The sequence below is a fragment of the Pseudarcicella hirudinis genome (assembly GCF_900115665.1).
GTDB classification, from domain to species: domain Bacteria; phylum Bacteroidota; class Bacteroidia; order Cytophagales; family Spirosomataceae; genus Pseudarcicella; species Pseudarcicella hirudinis.
The window spans coordinates 24120-47813 of record NZ_FOXH01000004.1 but is presented as its reverse complement, the minus strand read 5'-3'; the positions used below and the strand labels follow the sequence as shown (position 1 = coordinate 47813).

22 protein-coding genes and 1 other RNA gene are annotated in these 23694 nt (G+C 38.2%); 10 read left to right on the top strand and 13 right to left on the bottom strand.

Going from position 1 to position 23694, the window contains the following annotated elements:
• Window positions 1–32: 32 nt before the first annotated feature.
• Window positions 33–1544, bottom strand: coding sequence for a sulfatase family protein (locus BM179_RS08335; protein WP_092015179.1), 1512 nt, complete (start codon window positions 1542–1544; stop codon window positions 33–35).
• A gap of 179 nt (window positions 1545–1723) precedes the next feature.
• On the bottom strand, window positions 1724–1867 hold the full coding sequence (locus tag BM179_RS25240; protein ID WP_177219337.1) for a hypothetical protein: 144 nt from the start codon (window positions 1865–1867) through the stop codon (window positions 1724–1726).
• Between the two features lie 447 nt (window positions 1868–2314).
• On the opposite strand from BM179_RS25240, the gene BM179_RS08330 reads away from it, so the two are divergent.
• Together BM179_RS08330 and BM179_RS08325 are read left to right on the top strand one after the other, a co-directional pair.
• Window positions 2315–2968, top strand: a complete 654-nt coding sequence (locus BM179_RS08330) for a RhiA family protein (protein ID WP_218159184.1) — start codon at window positions 2315–2317, stop codon at window positions 2966–2968.
• Window positions 2969–3032: 64 nt separating this feature from the next.
• On the top strand, window positions 3033–3674 hold the full coding sequence (locus tag BM179_RS08325; protein WP_092015173.1) for a RhiA family protein: 642 nt from the start codon (window positions 3033–3035) through the stop codon (window positions 3672–3674).
• Window positions 3675–3774: 100 nt separating this feature from the next.
• Here BM179_RS08325 and BM179_RS08320 read toward each other — a convergent pair whose 3' ends face one another.
• From BM179_RS08320 to BM179_RS08300, 5 genes are all read right to left on the bottom strand, one after another.
• Window positions 3775–4212 carry a cyclophilin-like fold protein gene (locus BM179_RS08320; RefSeq protein ID WP_177219336.1) on the bottom strand — a complete coding sequence of 146 codons (438 nt, stop codon included), beginning with the start codon at window positions 4210–4212 and terminating at the stop codon, window positions 3775–3777.
• A 70-nt stretch (window positions 4213–4282) separates the two neighbouring features.
• Complete coding sequence (locus BM179_RS08315) at window positions 4283–4855, bottom strand: sugar O-acetyltransferase (protein WP_092015170.1); 573 nt, start codon at window positions 4853–4855, stop codon at window positions 4283–4285.
• A gap of 106 nt (window positions 4856–4961) precedes the next feature.
• Window positions 4962–5783, bottom strand: coding sequence for a helix-turn-helix domain-containing protein (locus BM179_RS08310; protein WP_092015167.1), 822 nt, complete (start codon window positions 5781–5783; stop codon window positions 4962–4964).
• Window positions 5784–6146: 363 nt separating this feature from the next.
• A complete protein-coding gene (locus BM179_RS08305) occupies window positions 6147–7001 on the bottom strand; it encodes an aldo/keto reductase (RefSeq protein ID WP_092015165.1) in 855 nt (284 codons plus the stop codon).
• 5 nt (window positions 7002–7006) lie between these two features.
• The gene (locus tag BM179_RS08300; protein ID WP_092015162.1) at window positions 7007–7921 is read right to left on the bottom strand and encodes a helix-turn-helix domain-containing protein; all 915 of its coding nucleotides are present in this window, start codon (window positions 7919–7921) and stop codon (window positions 7007–7009) included.
• Window positions 7922–8318: 397 nt separating this feature from the next.
• On the opposite strand from BM179_RS08300, the gene BM179_RS08295 reads away from it, so the two are divergent.
• From BM179_RS08295 to BM179_RS08260, 7 genes are all read left to right on the top strand, one after another.
• On the top strand, window positions 8319–8789 hold the full coding sequence (locus BM179_RS08295; RefSeq protein ID WP_092015160.1) for a (2Fe-2S)-binding protein: 471 nt from the start codon (window positions 8319–8321) through the stop codon (window positions 8787–8789).
• A 22-nt stretch (window positions 8790–8811) separates the two neighbouring features.
• A complete protein-coding gene (locus tag BM179_RS08290) occupies window positions 8812–11055 on the top strand; it encodes a xanthine dehydrogenase family protein molybdopterin-binding subunit (protein ID WP_092015157.1) in 2244 nt (747 codons plus the stop codon).
• A 314-nt stretch (window positions 11056–11369) separates the two neighbouring features.
• Complete coding sequence (locus BM179_RS08280; protein ID WP_092015151.1) at window positions 11370–11891, top strand: Rieske (2Fe-2S) protein; 522 nt, start codon at window positions 11370–11372, stop codon at window positions 11889–11891.
• Window positions 11892–12028: 137 nt separating this feature from the next.
• A complete protein-coding gene (locus BM179_RS08275; protein ID WP_092015148.1) occupies window positions 12029–12475 on the top strand; it encodes a thioredoxin family protein in 447 nt (148 codons plus the stop codon).
• Window positions 12462–13397 carry an FAD:protein FMN transferase gene (locus tag BM179_RS08270; protein ID WP_092015145.1) on the top strand — a complete coding sequence of 312 codons (936 nt, stop codon included), beginning with the start codon at window positions 12462–12464 and terminating at the stop codon, window positions 13395–13397. The genes BM179_RS08275 and BM179_RS08270 overlap by 14 nt, the downstream gene beginning before the upstream one ends.
• A gap of 60 nt (window positions 13398–13457) precedes the next feature.
• Window positions 13458–13679 carry a DUF4266 domain-containing protein gene (locus BM179_RS08265; RefSeq protein ID WP_092015142.1) on the top strand — a complete coding sequence of 74 codons (222 nt, stop codon included), beginning with the start codon at window positions 13458–13460 and terminating at the stop codon, window positions 13677–13679.
• A gap of 43 nt (window positions 13680–13722) precedes the next feature.
• Window positions 13723–14937, top strand: coding sequence for a DUF3570 domain-containing protein (locus tag BM179_RS08260; protein ID WP_092015139.1), 1215 nt, complete (start codon window positions 13723–13725; stop codon window positions 14935–14937).
• Between the two features lie 187 nt (window positions 14938–15124).
• On the opposite strand, the gene ssrA is transcribed toward BM179_RS08260, so the two are convergent.
• From ssrA to BM179_RS08240, 4 genes are all read right to left on the bottom strand, one after another.
• Window positions 15125–15497, bottom strand: a transfer-messenger RNA (tmRNA) gene (ssrA, locus tag BM179_RS08255).
• Window positions 15498–16436: 939 nt separating this feature from the next.
• The gene (locus BM179_RS08250) at window positions 16437–16898 is read right to left on the bottom strand and encodes an Lrp/AsnC family transcriptional regulator (RefSeq protein WP_092015136.1); all 462 of its coding nucleotides are present in this window, start codon (window positions 16896–16898) and stop codon (window positions 16437–16439) included.
• A 115-nt stretch (window positions 16899–17013) separates the two neighbouring features.
• Window positions 17014–18666 (bottom strand): GH39 family glycosyl hydrolase, encoded by a 1653-nt coding sequence (locus BM179_RS08245; protein WP_229632933.1) that lies wholly within the window; start codon window positions 18664–18666, stop codon window positions 17014–17016.
• Between the two features lie 135 nt (window positions 18667–18801).
• Window positions 18802–19359 carry a helix-turn-helix domain-containing protein gene (locus BM179_RS08240; RefSeq protein WP_218159183.1) on the bottom strand — a complete coding sequence of 186 codons (558 nt, stop codon included), beginning with the start codon at window positions 19357–19359 and terminating at the stop codon, window positions 18802–18804.
• 509 nt (window positions 19360–19868) lie between these two features.
• Here BM179_RS08240 and ald point away from each other — a divergent pair.
• Window positions 19869–20975 (top strand): alanine dehydrogenase, encoded by a 1107-nt coding sequence (gene ald, locus BM179_RS08235; RefSeq protein WP_092016142.1) that lies wholly within the window; start codon window positions 19869–19871, stop codon window positions 20973–20975.
• Between the two features lie 153 nt (window positions 20976–21128).
• On the opposite strand, the gene BM179_RS08230 is transcribed toward ald, so the two are convergent.
• Window positions 21129–22262: a BamA/TamA family outer membrane protein gene (locus BM179_RS08230; RefSeq protein ID WP_092015130.1), complete on the bottom strand. Its 1134-nt coding sequence runs from the start codon at window positions 22260–22262 to the stop codon at window positions 21129–21131.
• A gap of 94 nt (window positions 22263–22356) precedes the next feature.
• On the bottom strand, window positions 22357–23676 hold the full coding sequence (locus tag BM179_RS08225; protein WP_092015127.1) for a TolC family protein: 1320 nt from the start codon (window positions 23674–23676) through the stop codon (window positions 22357–22359).
• Between the last annotated feature and the right edge of the window lie 18 nt (window positions 23677–23694).

The following is a 23694-nucleotide window of genomic DNA, read 5'->3' as shown; positions in this document are numbered from 1 at the left end:
TCTCTGATCTTTTCAGGAATTATTACTTTCTTTTAATCAAGGAGGTTAAGCGCCTCATCATCTTTTAACTGCACAATTTGTCCTTTTAATTTTTTCTTCAAATCGATTATAATCTTAGCATATTGCGGGTCATTATACAGATTTTTAAGATTTTTAGGGTCATTCTTAATGTCATATAACTCCCAAAAGTTTTTAACGCCGTAGAATCTGGCTAAAGTATAACGTTCGGTACGGATTCCAAAATGAGGATATACATGGTGCGGCTCCGGATATTCATAGTAGTGATAATAAGATTCATTTTTCCAGCCGCTGGTTTTACCTTTAAGCAATGGTAAAAACGACCGGCCCTGGAAGCTTTCAGGAACTTTAGTATTCATGATGTTGAGCAAAGTGGGAGCCCAGTCTACATTTGATACTACCTGATTTATTTTTGTTCCGGCTTTAATCACTCCCGGATAGCGGATGACAAAAGGAGTTTTAAGGGATTCCTCGTAAATAAAACGTTTATCAAACCAACCATGTTCTCCAAGGTAAAATCCCTGATCTGAAGTATAAATTACCACTGTATTTTTTGACAAACCTGTTTTATCAAGATAATCTAATAACTCTCCGATGTTACGGTCAAGAGACTTCGCAGTTGAGAGATAATCACGGATATAGCGTTGATATTTCCATTCTGTCAATGCTTTCCCTGTCAGTTTTTTCTCGGCAAACTCAGCAGCAATTTTGTCATAATAAGCCTTAAACTTACTTTTTTGCTCAGGTGTGAAGCGGTTGTAAGAAGACCAGGAACTTTTACTGTCATAATCAGCATCAACCTTTAAATCTTCCTTGAGCACCATTGTTTTCTCGATACTCATATCCTGATCCTGGGCTGCGATACGGCCTTCATAAGTATCATAAAAAGTACTTGGAAGCGGGAAAGTTATATTATCATATGCTCCTAAATCCTGAAGAGAAGGCAGCCATGAACGGTGAGTAGCTTTATGTCCGACAACCATAAAAAAAGGTTTTTTCTTATCTCTCGTTTCAAGCCATTCTTTCGAAAGTTGTGTAATCACATCCGTTACATAACCATTATACCGATGTGTTTCATTTTTTGAATTAACAAAATCAGAATTGTAATAACTGCCATGACCCGGTAAGATATTCAGGTAGTCAAATCCGTGAGGTAATGTACCAAGGTGCATTTTGCCTATCCAAGCAGTCTGGTACCCGGTTTTCTGTAAGTCTTCCGGAAAAACGTGCTGACTAACATCAAATTGTTTTTCATTGAATTTATAGCCATTGCTGTGACTATATTTACCAGACAATAAAGTAGCTCTGCTAGGTCCGCAGATCGAATTTGTGACAACATTGTTATAAAGTATTGCACCCTCCCTGGCTATACGGTCAATATTCGGGGTTTTTGCCAGTTTACTTCCATAAGCACTGATGGCCTGAGAAGTGTGGTCATCTGAAATGATAAAAATGACGTTGGGATGGTTTTGTGCAAAAACCAGGTTTGAAAACAGACAGATTGCAACAAAAAGGCCGAATTTCATAGTTAAGATATATTTTTGGATATAAATGAGAATAGGTACTAAGATACTATGCTTTAATTTAATCCCATAATTGTAAATCTGTTTTTAGCCTTTGATATCGGATATTTGTATATTTTATGACTGCTGTTAATTTAATATACCCAGAGCTCTGTCCTTCGTCCTAATCCATGCTCAGTGGCTCACAGAGCATAAGTCTGGTGTTCCATGGGTCTGGGAACACGGTGAATAAATACATTAAAAATAACAAATGGAGTCGGAATTAAAGATTCCGACTCCATTTGTTGTTTAGGAGCGATAGGTTTTGTGTCTGTTATTTTCATCATGGGAAATCGACCTTTTAATAAAAAAAAGCCCTTAAATTTTGGTGAAATACATTTTAATACGATTAACCATTATATTCAGCAATAAGTTAGCACATGGATAGCCTTGATATAGCCTCATTTAAAAATTTACAGGAACCTCTTTCAATTAGTTTTTATATAATACCTGATCAGAAGAGCGTTCCGGAAATTTGATAAAATAGTCTGTTAGCTTTCGTTACAAAGCCTTTCTTGAATTACACTTAATAATATTATGAATAATATACAGATCACTGATACCTTAAATTTCAGTGCGTCTGAAGGTTTTACGAGTAAACTATACCTTTATTTAAATGTGAAAAGTGGAGATTGAAACCACTCAAAAAACTAACCTGATCACACAGGGTAATAAAGCTGAGGCGGATTCCGAAAAGCCATATGAGTAGGAAGAAAAATCTCAAAATCAATACTATGAGTCATTTACAAATGAACTTTGCTGACGAAACGTTAAGCAGCAATTCTACAACTTACAGCTTGGTATGTACAAACAACTCTTCTGTGGATTGGGTGTTTTATGTATATCAAACTATGCCTAATCAACCATCACAGGTATTTTCCCTGGCCTGGTTTGCATCGCCTTTTAAAATATCGGTGGGTTCGAGAATAACTTTCAGATGGTCTTTGGATTACTCCTTTGTCTGGGGTAATACCGGTTCAGTATTTCCGGGGATTACATTTGATGCCGGTGGAGTTAGGGATTGTAGTTTGACCGGAGCAAATACGACTACTTTCAGTATGGATAATAATGCTCCTCAGCTTAGTACCCCTGTTCCCGGCGGACAACCTGGAAGCTTAACTATTTACCAATCTTCAAATATACCTAATGGTGTATTTAGTACGGGTATTGGTATGTCTGGTAGCGGAACTTTCGTTCAACAGGCATTAGCAAATACAGTACAGCAATATACTCCTCAAATTAAATACTGGGTTGCAGCTGCCTCTCAAATGCAAATGGGTGCTGTTCTTGCTGAAACTGTAAGTCAGGCGCAGTCATTTGCTTTTCCGATAAACGTTTACACGGTAAATGCAAATTTAGGGCCGGATAACCAGTGGACAATCAGCTGATAATATTTGTTAAACCTGAGATGGAGCGGGCTCATACAAGCCCGCTCCATTTATCTGAGAAGGTATGATTTTAGATTTTTCCTCCGACAACGGAGCACAATATTCCTTAAAATGCATTAACCAATCTTCCAATAATTGGTATTTCTATATCTATCAAAGAATATCCGATCAGTCAAATAATGATATTTATTCATTGATTTGGATGGCATCACCATATAAAATTGGTACTCAGTCTTTTATGACATTCAGATGGTCGGCCGATTATTCTTTTCACTGGTTTGATACAGGTAAACTACAGGTGGGTGTAACTCCTGGTTCCGGGGGTAGTATAGCAGCCGATTTATCAACCGGAAATGAGACAACCTTTGATTCGAAAGACAATACTCCACAACTTTCACCTCCTGTTCAGATCGCTTCTCCCAGCGGATTTTCGATTGTACAAGGCAGTAATATTCCAAACAATATTTTTTCAACAGGTATAGGAATGTCTGGTTTTGCTATATCCGTAAAACAGTCTCTCGTTAATACAATGCAGATGTTTGATTCTGATACGACTTTTTGGGTAGCAGCCACTACACAGCAGATACAAACCACAGCAGTTCTTAGCCAGGACGCCATTATGAACTCTTCAGTATTTGCCTTTCCATTAAATATATACAATCTGACAGCCACTTTAGGGGAAAATAATCTGTGGACTGTTGCATAAGCAGGTACTGCAAACGTAAGTGAATGAATGGCTCCATCATTAAAATACTCCAAAAGTCTTTTCGTCATATTTATAGATGGTGATTTGCTATATTTTACCATTATTTTAATTCGAAAACAACGCTTACATTTTCAGATCCTAAAACTTCTGCCAGGCCGGAAGGATCTTCAATTTGTCCAAGCTTTGTATAGCTGAACGAAGTAGAAAAGGTTTTATAAAACAATACGATTGTTTTTGAACCATACAGTGCTAAATCGCCATTATTTATTGTTTCGGGATTCGATGAGTTTGCCGGAAGATTTTTTGATAAATCATAATACTTTTCGTTTCCGTTTAGCTCTGTCATATTGAGTTTTAAAGGCAATATTTCCTTAAATGCTTTTGCCGGGCCGTTATTGAAAAGTGTAGCCGTAAAGGTTTTTGAATTAACCTTTATCGTAATTTTATTATTTGTCATGTTATCACCTTCATTACAGGATGCTGTACTATTGCACAAAACAGAAACGATTAATATTATTGCTAAAAGTGGCTGTTTCATTATTTTTATTTTAATTGTTCTTTAAAGAGGATAGGGTTGGAGTCTTATCGTACAGATCTTCGTGTCCTGTTTAAATTGTTTTAATAATTTTCGCAGGGATTCCACCTGCAATGGCATTATCAGGAACATCTTTTGACACTACTGCACCTGCTGCTACGATTGCATTTTCGCCGATAGTCACTCCGGGAAGAATAGTGGCATTTGCACCGATCCAGGCATTTTTTTTGATATGAATGTGTCCTGTTGCAAGTGCCTGTCTGTTTTCCGGGGATACAGGATGCCCTTCAGACAGCAAGCTGACTTTTGGCGCTATCAGGACGTTATCTTCTATGGTAATGCCTCCCAAATCCAGAAAGGTGCAATCAAAATTGATAAATACATTTTTGCCGATTTTCGTATTCTTTCCATAATTGATGTACAAAGGGGTAAATACCGCTGTACTTTCGTCAATTTCAGCAGCGGTAATCTGACTCAGCAGATCTCTTATTGCTGCCGGGTCTGAAGAATTGTTCATCTGAATGAGTAATTTCTTCGTAGCATAGGAAGCCTCACGCAGTTTGTAAGACTCCGGGTCGTCAGATGGTACTGTTTCCCCGTTCCTCAAACGTTCAAATATGTCTGTTGGTTGTTCTTCTCTCTTCATTACTTTATCGTATTTTGATAAGGCAAAATTAAAAAGAAAGCCCCACAACCGTTTTGGTGTGAGGCTCAATTTACATTACTGACAAGCTCAATTTAAGATAACCTTTTTAGACTTCAGTCGGTGGAATACCGTATTGTTTCTTAAATGCTGTGGAAAAGTGAGAGGGATTTTTAAAGCCTACTTCGATACATACATTCTGCACTTTTTCACCGTCTTCTTTTAACTTTGAGTAGGCAGCTTCCAGTCGTCTTTTTATCAGCCATTTCTCAGGGCTCAGATTGCTGACTTTCCGGAAATCTCTTTTAAAAGTTGCTAAACTGCGGCCTGTGTAAGCTGCAATCTGCTCCATGGTAAGGTCATCCATGTAGTTGTCATTCAGAAATTCCAAAATATCTATTTTCCAGGGCTGGTTAAAATCGAACAATATTGGAAAAAAAATATCCGAAGTATTCAATAAAGCATAAATACCTTCCTGTAATTTTAAATGTGAAACTCCTTCAACTGGTTTTATCTCCTCATTGAAATAGGGTGTAAGCGACTGAAATAAACTGGTAATATCTGCCCTAGATTCAATTTTAAATACATTTTTATCTGAAACTGATACCTTTTGGGGTAAGTCTGCTTTACTCAGCCTACTGTAAAAATCTCTTAATATATGGCGATTAAAAGTCAGCGAAATGCCTTTGTAAAGCTCTTCTCCTTTGCTGTTTTTGTACATCATCAAACGATGATTGCGTCTGATGAAAGCACATTCTCCTGCTTTTATCGTTATTTTTTTATTTCCATCTTCTATCACCTGTTCGCCTGAGTATAGATACAGCAATACATGTTCAGGAGCGGCATGAACACATTTTTCGCTGTAAGCCGAAAAGCATGAAAGAAATATTCCTGAATAATTTATAGTTCTTAATTTATCTGTCTGTTCCATTGTTGTAGCTAGCCGGAGATTATTATGCTATTGCAAAAGTAATCATTTCATTATCAGTTTTCTTTACTGTAAGGCTCATTTGGTCTTGCTGAAAAGCTCAAAACTGCTATGTTTTCTTTTTCGGAAGAACAACTTGTCTAGGCCTTTGCTTCATCTGTACTTTAAGCAGACAGACCTTTTCAGGGCGAGGTGGGGATAGATTTATCGGTTTGAAAAGAGGTATGAAGTCTTGGTTTTAAGCTGAATATTTTCTTTGCGCAGTCATCAATTCCCAGACTGTTTCCAATGGTGACAAAGCAGATTCCGGGGTTTCTGTTTTTCAGAGATGTGCTGAATTTACAGTTTTTACATATAAACACAATGTCAGATTTCTAATTTTCTATTAGCCAGCCATTTAATAATCTCAGGGTTTCTATGGTCGAAAAAAAGACTCGTTTTAGTATCCAGACTTTTAATGCTTTCCATATCTGCCGCCTCCAACTCAAAATCAAGACTGTTTAAATTCTCCGCCATTCGTTCTTTACGTACAGATTTTGGAATTACTACCACGCCTCTTTGCGTAAGCCATCTCAGAATAATCTGAGCCACCGTTTTAGCATATTTTGCTGATAAAGCAAGTAATAACTCATTTTGAAAAATATTGTTTTTCCCTTCCGCAAAAGGTCCCCATGACTCAATCTGGATACTGTTTTCCTGTAAGAATTTCTGATTTTCAAGTTGCTGGCAAAACGGGTGAGTTTCTACCTGATTTATCGCCGGAGGAATGTCTGCACCTAAAACTAACAAATCAGTAACGCGGTCAGGCTGAAAATTAGAAAGACCAATGGCTCTGATTTTACCTTCTTTGTAAAGATCCTCCATTGCTCGCCAGGAACCAAAAATATCACCATAAGGCTGATGAATCAGATACAAGTCCAGGTACTCTAACTGCAATCGCTCTAAGGATTTATGAAAGGCTGCATTCGTCCTTTCATAGCCTGTGTCCTGTAGCCAGAGTTTGGTAGTGACAAAAAGTTCTTCTCTTGGCACCCCGCAATTTTTGATAGCTTTTCCAACGGCTTGCTCATTCATGTAGGATGCAGCAGTATCAATCAGGCGATAACCTGTTTCTATGGCATCAATTACAGATTTCTCACATTCAGCTGCATCCGGAATCTGAAACACTCCGAAGCCTAAAACAGGCATTTCAATTCCGTTATTTAATCTTACAGTCTGCATATCGGTTAGTTTAAATTCTTGTACTCGTTGGGCGTACAGCCAACACGTTGTTTAAATAATCTGGTAAAATGTTGCGGATATTTAAAACCTAATTCGTAGGCAATTTGATTCACCGTTTTGCCCTTTTCAAAAGCTTTATCTTTTGCAATGTCTATGATTTTCTCCTGAATGTATTCTTTCGCTGATTGCCCTGTTTCCTTTTTGAACAAATCACCAAAATAGTTGGCAGATAAATGAAGTTGTTCTGCAAAATAAGCCACAGAAGGCAGGCCAATGGTTTGTGGTTTTTCGGAATGGAAATAATCACTTAACAGTTCTTCAAACTTTGCTAAAATGCCCTTATTAACTCTTTCTCTGGTAATAAACTGACGGTCGTAAAATCGTTGACAATAATCTAAAAACAACTCTATATTGGCCGAAATGAGCTTTTTACTATGTTTGTCGATAGGCTGTTTCAGTTCAAATTCAATTTTTGCGAAAAGGTCTAAAACCAATTGACGTTCGTTATCGGATATGTGTAACGCTTCGTTTGTTTTATAACTGAAAAAATTATAATCGCTGATAGTCCTGGCAAGTACTGTTCCGTGAAGTAAGTCGGGATGAAAAACCAATCCATAGCCTTTTGGCTGATAAGGAACGCCGAGGTTTTCAATTTCCGATACTTGTCCCGGAGAAAAAAACACTAAAGTACCCGCCTGATAGTCGTAATAATCCTGTCCGTACCGGATATCTCCGCATTTCACGTCTTTCAGATAAATACAATATAGCCCGTATTGGAACTTAACAGTTTTAGCATCACTCCCCCAATTTCTCAGGTCAGCTTTTGAAAAGTCAATAACACTTATCAAAGGGTGAAGTGTTTTGTGATTGTTATCAGCATTGTACTTACTAATATTATTGATCGGATATAAAATTTCCATCTTTTTCCTGTTTGAAACAAAAGTAGTAATTCTATCAGAAGTATATCAAAGTGATAATTCCAATCAGTTAAAATGGTAGGAAAAGCAGTAATTTTTATACAATTCATTTATTGAAATAGGATGATCTTTGTAGATAATAAACAATTGTATATAGGATATGTACAAAAAAAATGCAAATGTGAAAGGTTGACGGAAGTCTCAAATGATAGTTACCTGATCTTCGAAAGCGCAGAAGCCAGATATTTAGTACTAGAAGTATCACCTGGAATTTGCCCGGGCTGTTAAGTTTCGGGAAGAAGAGTTTGGAATAATCAAAACGGGTAGCATCTTGAAATAGGTTGTTTGATTGAAATATTTATGTGATTTATTATTTAAATAATAAAATAAGCAAGAAGTTATGACAAAGTATTCTCTGAAAATAAATGGTAAAATTCAGCAGGTAGATGTTGAACCATCAACTCCTGTTCTTTGGGTTTTGAGAGACCATCTTAATCTGACCGGTACAAAATTTGGCTGTGGAATGGGTATGTGCGGGGCTTGTACAATTCATTTGGATGATGCACCGGTACGGTCTTGCAGTCTGCCTGTATCGACGGTTGGTAAACAAGCGATTACTACTATCGAAGGTCTATCTGTAAATGGTACTCATCCGGTTCAGAAGGCCTGGATTGAACACGATGTAGCGCAATGTGGCTATTGTCAGGCTGGTCAGATTATGAGTGCAGCCGCTTTATTGAAAGAAACTGCAGCGACTAACCGTTCTAACCTTTCGGATGAAGACATTGATAATTATATGAGCGGAAATATTTGTCGTTGTGGTACTTATTTGCGTATTAAAGAAGCAATTAAGTCTGCCGCCGGAAAGTAATTAACCCTAAAACTTATTGGAAATGGAAAATATAGATACTCAAAGCCGTCGTTCATTTTTAAAGTCTTCTGTACTTGCAGGCGGAGGTTTGATGTTAAGTCTCACATGGTTTTCGAAGGCAAAAGCTGCTGAAAAAATCCCTGAACTGAATTTATCTGAACACTGGTCTGAACTCTCTTCTTATATCAAGATCACTACGGATAATATTATCAAAATCTTTTGTCCGAATCCGGAATTCGGTCAGAATGTAATGACCTCCCTTCCGATGATTGTTGCAGAAGAACTTGATGCTGACTGGAAAAATGTGGTTGTAGAAATGAGTCCGCATGACAATGTAAAATATGGTTCACAGTTTACAGGTGGAAGCAATTCTGTGAGAATGTACTGGCAGCCACTGAGAAATGCAGGAGCCACGGCCAGACAAATGCTCATCGAAGCTGCTGCACAAACCTGGGGTGTTCCTGCTGCAGAAATTACTACAAAATCAGGGATATTATCTCATTCAAGCGGTAAATCAGCAAAATATGGTGAAGTAGCAGATAAAGCGGCAACTCTCCCGGTTCCGAAAGATGTAAAATTAAAATCCCCGAAGGATTTTACGATTGTAAAAAATTCAAAGAAAAATACGGAAGGTTCAAAAATTGTTACAGGGAAACCTCTTTTTGGAATGGATTACCGTGTGGAGGGAATGATGATTGCCATGATTCAGCATCCGCCTGCATTTGGTATGAAATTAAAATCTTTTGATGCCTCGCAAGCCCTGAAAATGCCGGGAATCAAAGATATTTTCAGCTTTAAATTATATGATGATGGTTTCGAACAAGCCAGTTTCGATACCCGTACTTTCAATGAATTGATAGCAATTGTAGGTAAATCTACGTGGGAAGTAATGAATGCTCGTAAGAAGCTTATTGTAAAATGGGAAAACGCTCCGGAAACCAAGGAAATCATAAATGGCTGGGGCGGAAGAAAAACAGAGCTTATCATACCTTCAGGCTTAGAAAGCACATCGGTTCAACTGGCAAAAATGCAGGAAATGGCTAAAATGCCTGCTCAGCAATACCGAAAAGATGGCGATCCGGAAACAGCTTTCAAAAATGCCGCAACTATTATAGAGCGTACCTATAATGCTCCGTTTCTGGCACATAACTGCATGGAACCAATGAATTTCTTTGCCCATGTGGAAGCTGATAAAGCTTTAGTGGCAGGACCTATTCAGGCACCAGGCTGGATGGAGCCTACTTTAGCTAAAATTTTAAATTTACCTGCCGATAAAATTGAAATTCAGATGACCCGAATGGGTGGAGGATTCGGACGCAGAGCATATGCTCAATATGTTTATGAAGCAGCCAGAATTTCTCAGAAGGTAAAAGCTCCGGTCAAACTTATCTACTCCCGTGAAGATGATATGACTTATGGAATCTATCGCCCGATGTATACTGCAACATATCGTGCAGCTTTAGATGCCAATAAAAACCTTATAGCTTTTCATGTAAAAGGCGGAGGAATTCCTGAAAACCCTATTCATGCAAACCGCTTTCCTGCCGGAGCCATTGATAATTATCTGGCTGAAGGATGGGAAATACGTTCCAATATTACAATCGGCGCTTTTAGAGCGCCTCGTTCCAACTTTAATGCTGCTGCCGAACAATCATTTCTGGATGAAGTAGCTGAAGCGATGGGCAAAGATCCGATTGATTTTCGACTTGATTTATTGAAACGTGCGAAAGAAAACCCGGTGGGTAAGAATAATGAATATGATGCCGATCGATACGCAGGGGTATTAAACCTGCTCAAAGAAAAATCAGGTTGGGGTAAACCCGAAAATAGCGGAAAGAAGCGGGGCGTTGCTGCTTATTTCTGTCATAACTCTTATGCGGGACATGTGGTAGATATGGTTATTCGGAATGGGCAACCTTATGTAGAACAAGTAACCAGTGCCATAGATTGCGGGGTTGTTGTAAACCCGGATGCGGCAATCAATATGGTTCAGGGGGCTGTGGTTGATGGCATTGGAAATGCTTTTTATGGGGCATTAACACATAAAGACGGTGTTGCAGAACAAAATAATTTTCACAATTATCGGATAATCCGACATAACGAAGCTCCTAAAAAGATCGATGTTCATTTTGTAAAAAATGACATAGATCCAACCGGACTTGGTGAACCTCCGTTTCCGCCGGTTTTTGGAGCAGTGGCAAATGCACTTTATAAAATGGAAGGGAGAAGATATTATAATCAGCCATTTAACTCAGGTTTTTCCTGATTAATTCCGTAGAAAAAGGTGTAAATAGAAAAGGGTTGAGGCATTATGCCTCGACCCTTTTTCAATAAAAATATTCCATTAATAAGTTTTATCCGCTCTAAGGAATAGTCTTTTAAAGCTATCTTTCTCTCTGAAAATCCCTCCTGTCTTCCTTTATACTCAGTAAGAAAACACATGTCCTTTATAGTTTAGAAATAGTCTTAGAAAAAACTACATTTTCTCATCTCTGAGAAACAATATAGTTTCTTTTTTCTGTGTATTATATGTTTGAGAAACTATCTTTTAATTATTCAAACATTTAACCACAAATATTTATGAAAAGGCATGAATTTTTAAAATCAATAGGTTTTAGAGGAGCTGCTTTAATGGCAGTACTTAGTTCCTGCACGAGAAAGGAAGATTCTATTTTAAATGTACTAACCCTTAGTCCTGCTCAGAATACTCCCGGGGCAACTACTCCTGCCGACTCGAGTTCAAACGGAGGAACCTCTGGTAATCCTTCATCCGGAGGGATTGATTTAAGTACAATCAAAAACCCTATTCTTAATATAGATTTGTCGTCAGGTTCGGCAGCAAATCTAAAAAAAGTTGGCGGATATATTACTCAAAATGGAATAGTAGTGGCACAATCAAGTGCTGGTGTATATGTAGCTGCCACACAAACCTGTTCTCACGAACCTAAGAAAAAAGTGATTTTTAATGTAACGGAGTTCTATTGTACCGAGCACGGGGCAAGGTTTACATTAGAAGGAAAAGGGAAAAACAGCTTCGGGAGTGGAGGATTAACCATTTATAAGGTGGCGACTGATGGGAAAAAAATAGTAATCTATTCATAAAACTAACTCTCATCCTAATTTTAATCTGTTTCCGCTAATTGAAGTTTTCATATTTCATTTCGGTTATTTCTTGTAATACGCAGAGCTATCGGGTTAAATCCAATGCTTTTATTTACTAATTATTAACATCATATCATATGAAGTCACTCATTCTGATAACCTTATTTTCTACATTACTCTCATTTTCCGAAGAATGGAAACTGGATTTTGAAGAAGCAAAAATTGAAGCTGCCCAATCTCATAAATATGTATTACTGAACTTTTCCGGTTCAGACTGGTGCATTCCCTGTATAAAATTAAAGAAAAATGTTTTTGAGTCTGACAAGTTCATGCGCTTTGCTGCTGAAAATTTAATTTTGGTGAGAGCAGATTTCCCGCGTCTTAAAAAGAATCAGTTAGATTCTAGACAAACTTCTCAGAACGAATTGCTTGCAGAAAAATACAATAATCAAGGTAAATTCCCGCTCACAATCCTGCTTGATTCAAATGGAAAGGTTATAAAGACATGGGATGGTTATCCTTCCACACTGTCAGTTGAAACATTTATCAGTGAAATAAATGTCTTTGTCGATGCAAAAAAATAAAAATCTCCATAGCAGAGTTCTCAGATTAATGGGAAATAGATTTGAACTGAGTGTTGTCAGTGAGGATGCAATATGGGCTGAAGCGAGGATAGATGAAGGGGTTGCGGAAATCAAAAGAATAGAAGCACTACTCACCACTTTTCATGAAGAAAGTCAAACAAATCTGATTAATCGTTTTGCAGGTATTCATCCTGTAAAAGTCGATATTGAAATCTTTGATTTGATAGAACGCTCGCTTCGTATTTCTGAGTTAACTCAGGGGGCTTTCGATCTCAGCTACGGCTCCATAGACAAAAGGCTCTGGAATTTTGATACAAATATGACGTCTCTGCCCAGCCGGGAAACAGCAAGAGAGATAGTTCATCTGATCAATTACCGAAATATTATTACCAGCAGAAAGGAACAGACAGTCTTTCTGAAAGAAAAAGGTATGAGAATAGGTTTCGGAGGAATTGGAAAAGGATACGCAGCAGAGAAGGCCAAATCTGTTATGCGGCAGAACGGTGTCGGGCATGGTGTGGTAAATGCCGCAGGTGATTTGACGACCTGGGGGAAACAACCGAATGGACAAGCCTGGACTGTAGGCATTGCGAATCCGAATGTGTTGAATTCTGTATTTTCTTCATTGCAGATCAGTGATGTAGCAATTGCCACTTCCGGTAACTATGAGAAGTTTGCAATAATTGACGGAAAAAGATATTCTCACACAATTGACCCCAAAACAGGCTTTCCAGTTTCCGGAATAAAAAGTGCTACTGTACTGGCACCCAACGCTGAACTTGCGGATGCACTGGCAACTCCTATAACAGTTATGGGAACATCAGTTGGTCTTCATTTTATTAATCAATTAAAAAATGTCGGATGTATTATCATAGATGATCAGGATAGATTATTTACGTCTTCCAATATCAATATTTGTTAATTCTTAAACCAATAATGGCCTTATGTTTTACCTGCCGATGGCCGCTAAATTATCAAAAATATGAAACGATATATTAAAATCATGGGGGCATTCGGATGCTTGCTAAGTGTACTTTCATCCTGTACCTCAGTAAAGGAATATCAAAAAAGCAGAATTAACGATTCTGAAATGGAGCTTTCTTCAAGAAAATCTGAAAAGTTTGAGCAAAGTTTTTATCTCTACAGGGAAGGCGCCTCCGGTGCAAATGGGGGAAAAAGTGGTGGTGGCTGTGGCTGTAATTAATTTTCCAAACTTCTCAATACATTAACCACTTTCAGATAATCTTATGAAAAAAATAATTATATCGGTAGCATTACTTATCGCGGGATGGTCCGGAAAAAGTTTTGCGCAAAGTACGCAGGTTGACGAATCTGTTTACGAAAAGCGAAAACTCAAACTGGAAGAAGTAAACTTTGTATCAAGTTATTATTCCCAAAATGGGAACACTTCGGCAGTAACCGGAGGAATCGGAACAGAACAACTCACAGATATTGCAAATTCAATTGATTTAAAATTAATCAAATTGGACAAGCATAATCGCCAGCATACCTTCAACATAGATTTAAACGTTGATTTTTACACTTCAGCCTCCTCTGATAAAATTGATCCTTTGACGATTTCTTCAGCTTCGAGAAAAGATACACATTTTTATCCTACATTAAGTTGGAGCATAAAAAATGATCTGAATCGTACATCTAAGGGATTGAGTCTTTCATATTCAACGGAGTATGATTACAAATCCTATGGTTTGAATCTGAATTTCTCCAAAACCTCTAAAGACAACAATCGCGAATTCAGTATAAAAGGAGGGGCCTTTTTTGATACCTGGACCATTATACTTCCTGCTGAATTACGACCAAACGGGTATGGATCAGGAGCTCATGGTGATAGAGATCCGGTTGACTATAAACCCAGGAATTCATACAATATGGCTTTTTCTTTATCTCAGGTGATTAACAAAAGATTGCAGGTCCTGTTTACCGTTGAACCTGCTTATCAGGAAGGATTACTGAGTACCCCATTTCATAGAATTTATTTCAGGGATGGTTCTGAAACAGTAGAAAAGCTACCGGGAAACCGACTTAAACTTCCCGTTGGAATGCGCCTGAGCTATTTCTTAGGTGACAGAGTTATTTTACGGACATTCTATCGATATTACACGGATAACTGGGGAATGCAAGCTCACACAGTCAATTTGGAGAGTAGTATTAAGTTAAGCCCGTATATGTCAATAAGTCCGTTTTATCGTTTTAATCATCAATCGGCTGTTAAATATTTTCATCCTTACGGGCAAAATGATTCGAATAGTACTTATTATACAAGTGATTACGATATTTCAGATTTTAACTCCAGCTTTTTAGGAGTTGGTTTCAGAATTGCACCACCAAATGGAGTGCTGGGGATTAAAAACTGGAATAGTATAGAACTGAGATATGGAAACTATTCGCGTACAACAGGTATGACATCCAATATCATTACGCTATTTGCGAAGTTCAAGTAAATGTTATTCCGGAAACTAAAATTAATTTGATTGAGCAAGAGAAAGAATGTGTTTTAAGAATGCCACGTTTTTCATTTTTTCCGTCATACCGAATAATGACAGATTCAAGTAAAATTTTAGTAAAAAAGCCCCTGATTTCATGAACCAGGGGCTTTTTTGAATTGTTAAACCTCGCTAAGCTTCGGTTTGGTGGAGACGGAGAGATTCGAACTCTCGTCCAGACAAGGAACTCATTTGCTTTCTACACGCTTATTCGCTTTTAGATTGTCGGGATCCTGATCGGTCAGCGACTAACCAAATCAGATTCCTTAGTCTCTTGGTACTGGATTTTATCTAGAGCAATCAATAAAACCCGACTCTGCATTTCGACGCTCAGAGCTCCCCTTCGGCAGAGTTTGGATGGGGCTGAACGATGGCATTTGGTTAATCCTCTGGATTAAGCAGCCATGGCATACTGAGTATTGCCAGTTATTGTTCGGATACATTGGTCACGGGAGGTGTACCCAACTCCCGACGTGCTTACAAACGACCTGCACATGCTGTCAATACCGGTCGTCCCCAGGTAGATTAGTCTGCAAAAATAAGAAATTTTCCCGAAAAAAAACTGTTTTGAAAGAAGAATCAGGTATTTAAACAAGAAATCCCGGGAAGCATCTGCCTTCCGGGATCCTATTCATGTGCCTGTAATGGGTTAAGCGTTACAAAGGACTTAAAATGACTAAAACACAGAAGAAAGATGGAGCTATCCTGGATCTCTTCATGTCCGCCAACACTTTGAGTCAGGACAGACACCATCACTTCTGCTAATATACGGAGAGGGCCTTGATAGTCTTGCCAAATGTTTTGCGTCCGCCAACACTCGACAAAAAGCAAAACGTACCTGATCCGTAAAAATGCCCGAAAACCTACAATCTAAATTCAATGCATCCGCCAATACATTAAATTCCAGTATTCGGGAACAGTCTTTAATAAGGTCGGAAATAGTATATCCCTGATGAGCTACAATATTTCCTGAAATATATTTTTATTCTAAAATGCTGAGACACTTCGCTGTATAAGCGGGCGGTTGGCAGAAGTATCCATTCGTAAAATATTGAGTAATATCAAATTCCGGACGAAAGTATATTTCCTTGAAGAATGCTCTGGAAAATAACCTGAAGATTATTACCTTGTTCGTTATGAAAGGGAACTTTGGTTTTGTTTTTAGAAGTGTGTGCCACCATTATAAATGTCAAAAGGTTCAAATAAATTTTCAAGCTTTTCTGAGTCTTTCTAAATTCAATGAAAGACTCAGACTTGAGCTTCAATCCTTTCTTCGTGGCGGCAAAGCAGGCTAAGATATTAATTATCAAATATTATGCCATTTTTCTGTTTTGGCAAAATTTGAGACAGATGCAGTTAAAAATGTGAAAAATCAACATTTCAGCAGTACTAATTGATTTTCCCTCCTTGTACTACAATCATCGTGCCAAATGGGTAAAAAATGAAAATCTCAAAATTTAATTTTCCAAAGGTAATACCGTGGTACTTTTTATCTCTGACATTACAAAAAAACTGTGAATATGAGCAACTGTTCTCATCACAGAAAGCTTTTGCTGATGAAATTCATTATAAGCTTCCATATCTTTTGCAACAATTTTTAACAGATAATCAAATCCTCCTGAAACAATATTACATTCGATTACTTCCGGAAACTGAATAATTGCCTCCTCAAATTCTGCGAAATTGTTCTTGGTTTGTTTATCAAGTGTGATATTACAATAAACAACCAGAGAAGCACCTACTTTCTTTCTGTTTAAAATCGTAACATATTTCTCAATGATTCCTTCCTGTTCCAAGCGTTTGATACGATCGTGGATCGGGGTCATGGAAAGGTTGATTTGCTGGGATAACTCTTTGATTGTCAGCTGGGCATTTTGCTGCAACAATTGGAGTATTCTAAGGTCAGTTTTATCAATCATCTCTTTAGAATTGTGATTTGTGAATGACTTTCATCGAAAATCATTCACAAATATATCAATTTGAGTAATCTTGCCACTTTTTATGATGACATGTTATATTTCAGAGAAAGGAATTTTACCAGTTTAATTTAAACAATGATACTCCCTGACGTGGCAGGTTCATTGAAATAACCACTTTCCCCTTTTTTACAGTTAACCATTCCGGGTCGTTTAAAAGCCTGAGTTTCCCGGCTTTTTCCAAAGCGGCAATTTGGTCAGGAGAAAGGTCTTTCGGAGAACCCATCTTTTTCCAGGCTTCGTATGAATTACTGTTTTCTTTGTCTATTCTGTAGTGAAAAAGCCGGACTTTTTTGGCCGGGACACCTTTTATCTCTAAATCAACAGATGCATCTTTGGCCGGAAGGTTATCGTCATGATAATTCCAAACCATTACGGCGGCGGTTTTTGCATTTTTTGAGGCCAGTGCATTTACATCGGCTTCTTTTCTTACACTTTCATCTCTGATTCTGGCAAAATCATAAGCCAGATTCTTATGAACTTCCACTCTGTTTTCCGGCATCATACCAAACATTCTGAAAACATTTAAGACAGGTTTGTCTACACCGTTGGTTGCCAGATCTCTGAAACCTGCAAACCAAGGCTGATCTTCAAACTCAAAAGCCCAGGTAACGGCTCCCAGCAGATTTACCCCGCGGCTTTTTGCCAAATCATATTTTCTGGCAAAAGAAGCTGCTGTGTAGCTGGAATACATGGTTCCGTTCCGATAGGCATTCTGTGGATTCAGCTCTTCTGAACAGGCAGCACAGCCTTCCGGGTCAGATTCTCCGATGATAATGGGTAAATGTTTTAAGGTAGGGTAGGAGGCTACGATTTCAAATCCTTTATCAATGTCTTTTAATTGTTTGCCCATATTCATCTGAACGGCACCGTTTACCACTTTCGGGTCTCCTTTGGCATGAAATGTAACAAAATCGAGTGGAGCACCTGTCTGACCTGTTACCGCATTTTTGCCTGAAACAATGTGATCCATAAAGGTTCTGAAGAATTTTTCCGAAACATTCCAGGCAGGACCTGTTACTTCCGGGCCACCGATTTTTGCCGTAGGCAGAACACTTTTTACCGCATGAGCAGTGTAATCGTATAATTTTATGTATTCTTCAACAGTTCCTTTCCAGTAACCGATATTTGGTTCGTTCCACAGCTCCCAATACCATGATTCTACTTCCTTTTTACCATAACGGTCGATCGAATGCTGAACCCATTTTGCTACCAGAGTGGCAAATTTCTGATAGTCTTTCGGAGGATATGCCCAACCTGTGTAAATATCATTGTAATTATCGCCGGGTTTCCAGAAATGACGGTAAGGTTGCGGTTTCGACGACAGCGCTTCGGGCATAAAACCGATTTGTGCAATAGGTTTCATTCCTCGTTCTATAAATGTGTCAAAAATTTTATCTATAATTTTCCAGTCGTACACCGGATTCCCGTTTTGGTCTTCTGTATAAACATTGGTTGACCCCCACTTCAAAGCCGCTTTTCCGTCGCCGGTAACAAGCAGACTATGTACACGTACATAAACGGGCGTCTTGCTTAACTGAGAAAGTTCTGTCAGCAGTTTTTTCCCGTCTTTCATATAAGTGTAATTAGGCTCATCATAGCCAAACCAGGACCAGATGGGGTTCAGTTTGCCATTTTCTTTACTTAAATCTACCTGAACAGACACTTTTTCATGCTCTGTATTTTGTGCATTTCCTTCTGAAAATGCCATAGCGCAAAGGATAAGACTCAGTCCTGCTATTTTGCCTGAAACATTTCTGAGGATCTTTTTTGGAATCATAAGAATAAAATAGTTAAAAGGTTTATTGTGTGTTTAAGAGTATTTATGAAATCGTTTTAAATGCTTTCAGACAAAAATGTCCAGATATTCTACTTCTTCGGTAACCGGCATGATGCCATGCTTTAAAGTACAGTTGAAATAAAAACCATCTCCTTCTTTGAGATGATACTCGATTTCACCGACCTGCATTTTCATTTCACCCCGGATTACATAGATAAATTCTTCTCCTTCGTGGGAAAGCTGATGGGGTTTTACTTCACCTTTTTTGGCGACAAACAGCATTGGCTGCATTTTTTTTGCATGATATTCTGAACCGTAAGGATAGATTGAATAGCCTTTTTCCGTTTGAGTCAGATTTTCCTGAGCTTTTTGTCTGGTGGTTAAAATAGCATTCAGCCAGCCTTCTTTTTCCAGCAGACCCGAAATGGTAGTTCCGAGGACCCGGGCAATTTTTATAAGGGCGGCTACAGAAGGAATGGTTCTGTTGTTTTCTATTTTGGAAATCATGCTTTTTGACAACTCACATTCATCTGCAATTTCCTGCAAAGTCCTTTTCTGAGTGGTTCGCAAAATTCTGATCCGATCACCTATATTGAGTTGATTGGACACCGGCTCTTCTGACATATTCTGAATATTTAATAATGTTTATTGTAATTCAACAATGTTGAATGCAAAGATACAAATTTGAATCAATTGCCAAAGGGAACGGATATGGACTGATAGAATTTTCGGAAAAAAAGGCATTAAAAATCTGCTGAAGTGTTTTGGAAAGGATATTAAAGCAGTCTGAACTTATATTACTCAAGGATAATTATAAAATATAATCAAATTGTTCAAAATTATTTAATCAGAAATTATTGCTGTTTTAACCATGAATTTAAATGATGTTTAGTCATTATTTCTTTGATATGTCGTTTTTCGTTTAATATTTTCTTATTTATTGAGAGATATCCAAAAAATATTCTGATTGGTTAACTTTGTGATGTAATTACACTTCAAAAACGGATGTCCGTGCCATTTCAGCCATGATCTGGCACTTTTTCTTATCGACTTACAAAAATCTGATAAATGACGATTTGAGTAATGAATTGAGAACAGAATTTTCCTTAAACAAACTAAAGATACCTTATATTATGATAATCGGCGTACCTAAAGAAATCAAGAATAACGAGAACCGTGTTGCGGTAACTCCTGCCGGAGTGGCTGAGTTTAAGAAGAACGGACATGTTGTTTATGTCCAGTCATCTGCCGGAATAGGAAGCGGATTCTCAGATAAAGAATATGAGAAGGCAGGTGCTACGGTTTTATCAACAATTGAAGAAGTGTATGCTATTGCAGAAATGATCTGTAAAGTAAAAGAGCCGATTGCTTCTGAATATAACCTTATTAAAGAAAATCAACTTCTTTTTACGTATTTCCATTTTGCTTCTTCAGAAGAATTAACTCATGCCATGATTGCCCGCAAAGCAATCTGCCTTGCTTATGAGACGGTGGAAAAAACGGACAGAAGTTTGCCGTTATTGGTACCAATGTCGGAAGTAGCCGGAAGAATGGCTATTCAGGAAGGGGCAAAATATCTTGAAAAACCAATGGGTGGACGTGGTATTCTGTTAGGCGGTGTGGCTGGTGTTAAACCTGCGAATGTATTAATACTTGGTGGTGGAATTGTAGGAACACAGGCTGCAAAAATGGCAGCTGGTTTAGGGGCTAACGTGACAATTATGGATGTAAGCCTTCAGCGTTTACGTTATCTTGAAGATGTTATGCCGGCAAACGTTGATACAGTAATGTCGAACGAATATAACATCCGTGAGGCAATCAAGGTTTCAGATCTGATAGTTGGAGCGGTTCTTATTCCGGGGGCAAAAGCACCTCATCTGATTACCCGTGAAATGCTGAAAGATATGAGAGCCGGAACAGTATTGGTAGATGTGGCAGTTGATCAGGGAGGATGTATCGAGACTTGTACACCAACTACGCATGAAAATCCGACATTTGTAATCGATGAGATTGTTCATTACTGTGTTGCCAATATGCCGGGAGCTGTTCCATATACTTCTACGCTGGCTTTAACAAATGCAACGTTACCATATGCACTTCAATTGGCTAATAAAGGCTGGGAAAAAGCCTGTACAGATAATGAGGAATTGAAAAAAGGACTTAATGTCGTGAACGGTAAAGTAGTTTATAAAGGCGTTTCCGATGCCTGGGGATTAGCTTTAGAAAGTTTAGAGTTATAATTAAATTGATTAGGGTTATTTTTAATGCCATTCTTCACTAGCGAGAATGGCATTTTTTTTGGCATAATCATCACCGTGAGCTGTGTCTCACAACGCAATCTCAAACAATGTTGCTTATGCTCTGTGAGTCAAAGAGTATGGGTTGGAACCCTTTTAAAATGCTTCTGCAATAAAGAAATACAGATTTTGCTGACCATTTCCGAAACCGTAATCTATTCGAAGATTAACATTTTCCTTACGATTAATCTTAAACCTGAGCCCTGCACCATAACTTGGTAAAACGTTCTGGAAATTTAAACCCGAAATGCTTTCATCTACTTTTCCCATCCCGGCAAAACCCGCCAGTCCCCAGCGTTTTAATACCTGTAGTCTGTATTCTCCCTGGAATGCCAGTAAGTTCTTGTCACGGTAACTTCCCAGATAATAACCTCTCATAATCATGTCTCCACCCAAAAGCCCTAACTCATTAAAGGGAACGTCTCCGTTGTTGAGCATACTGTATGCCTGAAAAGCAATTACATCTTCCCGGTTTTTGAAAGGTTTTATGAACTTTCTCAAATCGATCATCCAACGTTGGAAATTGTGCGTACTACCTGTAAATCCGGCATGGTAAGAAAATTCTATCTGTGCGAAAATACCATTGGAGGTGGTGAGTACATTATCCCGGCTATCATATAAAACTGAAGCGTTGAGCCCTGAAATTCTTGAACCCTGACTTCCCGAGACGTTTTCCTTTTCCATAATACCATTTGGCTGTCCATGAATATTATACATATTGAAAAAACGCCAGCCCAGTCCGGCGAAAGTATAAGGTCTGATTTTTCTCAGCGTAAGGTTGTCAAAACGGATCAGGTCGTAAGTAATTTGTTCCTGGTTTTCAAGCCTGGCATCCTTTCCTGCTCCGTAATAATATACCGGAAATCGGCTGAAACCATAGAATCCAAATACATAATACTTCTCTTTATTGGTAAAAATCTGATAGTTATGTTCAAAAATGATCTGCTGGTTCAGCGAATATTGCAGAAAAACGGCTGTATTTGAAACCCTGGTAAGTGTATCATTTTCACCGCCGGCATTCAGGAAACGTTTTACTCCTGCCCCGAAAACCCAGTTGGTTTCAGGCATATACAAAAGATAAGGAGAAATGAGGTATTTATGCCCGGTAAAGAAATGTACCAGTCTGGAATTACTTAGTTTTTGAAAGCGGGTAGAATCAGGTAAATCTGTTGCCCGGATCTGGCAAAAAGACAGGAAAAATAAGAAAAGTAAACAGTGAAATTTATTCATGAAAATGGTTAAGGTATGAATTATGACTAATGATTAAGTATTTTACTCAAGGAAAGAGGTACTCTACCTGACTCATAATTCATACCTTGTCTGCCTACCAGAATTTAACCCCCGTCAGACGGTTGATTTCCAGTTTTGCTAAAACTATCTGATATTGGTATTGTAACTGGGTTAACTGAGCTTCTTTCAGAGCGGTTTGCGCCGATTCAATTTCTACATTGGTAATGACACCGTTCTTAAAACGGGATTCTGCCAGTTTAAGTGCATAATCTGCCTGAAATACAGTTTTTTCAGACAAATCCATTTTTTCCTGAGCAGTTTTCAGATCATTCTGAGCTTGTTCCAAATCACGTCTTAATGCCTGATTGGTTACGTCCACGCTATATTTCAGCATTTCACGGTTCAATTTAGCAATAGAAGTGTTGTAAGCACCTTTTTTCCCGCTATAAATCGGAATATTCAGTTTGATACCCAAAACAGAGTTTAGTTTAAAGTCGTCTGAAAATGAAGGGATTTCTCCGTTAATTCTTGGGAAATAACCGTTTTTGATACCAACAGAACCATTTGCAACAAGACTTGGAGCCAGACTCATTTGTGAAAGTTTAACATCTCTTTCGTAAATAAGATCTTTCTCTTTCAAAGTTTTCAGATCAAAGTTTGAAGTTTGAGCATCATTATAGGCATTGTCAACTGTCAGCTCCGGCAAGCCTAAATCAAAGGTGGTCTGAGCAGTGATACTGCCACGGATATCTTTTCCGACCAATGAATTAAGATAGATATACTGACGTTCTAACTGGCTTTGTAAATCAGCTAAACGGGATTCTGCATTTTTATAACGAACCTGAACTGAAATCTGATCGTAATCCAATGCATCACCTTGTTTCAAACGATCACTGATGATTTTCTCGTTATCATTTACCAGTTTCAATTGCTGTTTCTGTACCTCGATGGCTTTTTGCAGATAGACAATTCCATAGTACAGATTTGCCACCTGATAAGCATAGATATTTTTCAAACCTTCTACATTCGTCTTAGAGAGTTCTGTTTCAAGTTTTGATTTTTCAACTTCCAGCGCATTCTTACCCCAATCATAAACTGTATAATTTGCCCCTACATTGGCATTATAGTTCATATTTGGCTGAAACTGAATGGTTGTACCGCCCAAAGTTGCTTTTGCTACCGGATCGAAACGGGTAACCCCGACTTCACCGGCGATATTTGGTTTTTCATTAGCCTGATGAATTCTGGTTTTATAATCTCCGATCAGAATGGTTTGCTGCTGTTCTTTAATTTTCGGAGAATATTCAATGGCTGAGCGGATTAACTGATTCAGCGCTTCATCGGTTTTCCCTTGGGCAAATCCCTGTTGTACCGCTAAGAGAGAAAAAAGTATGAATAATTTGTTTGTCTTCATTTGAATTGAAAAGCCTAT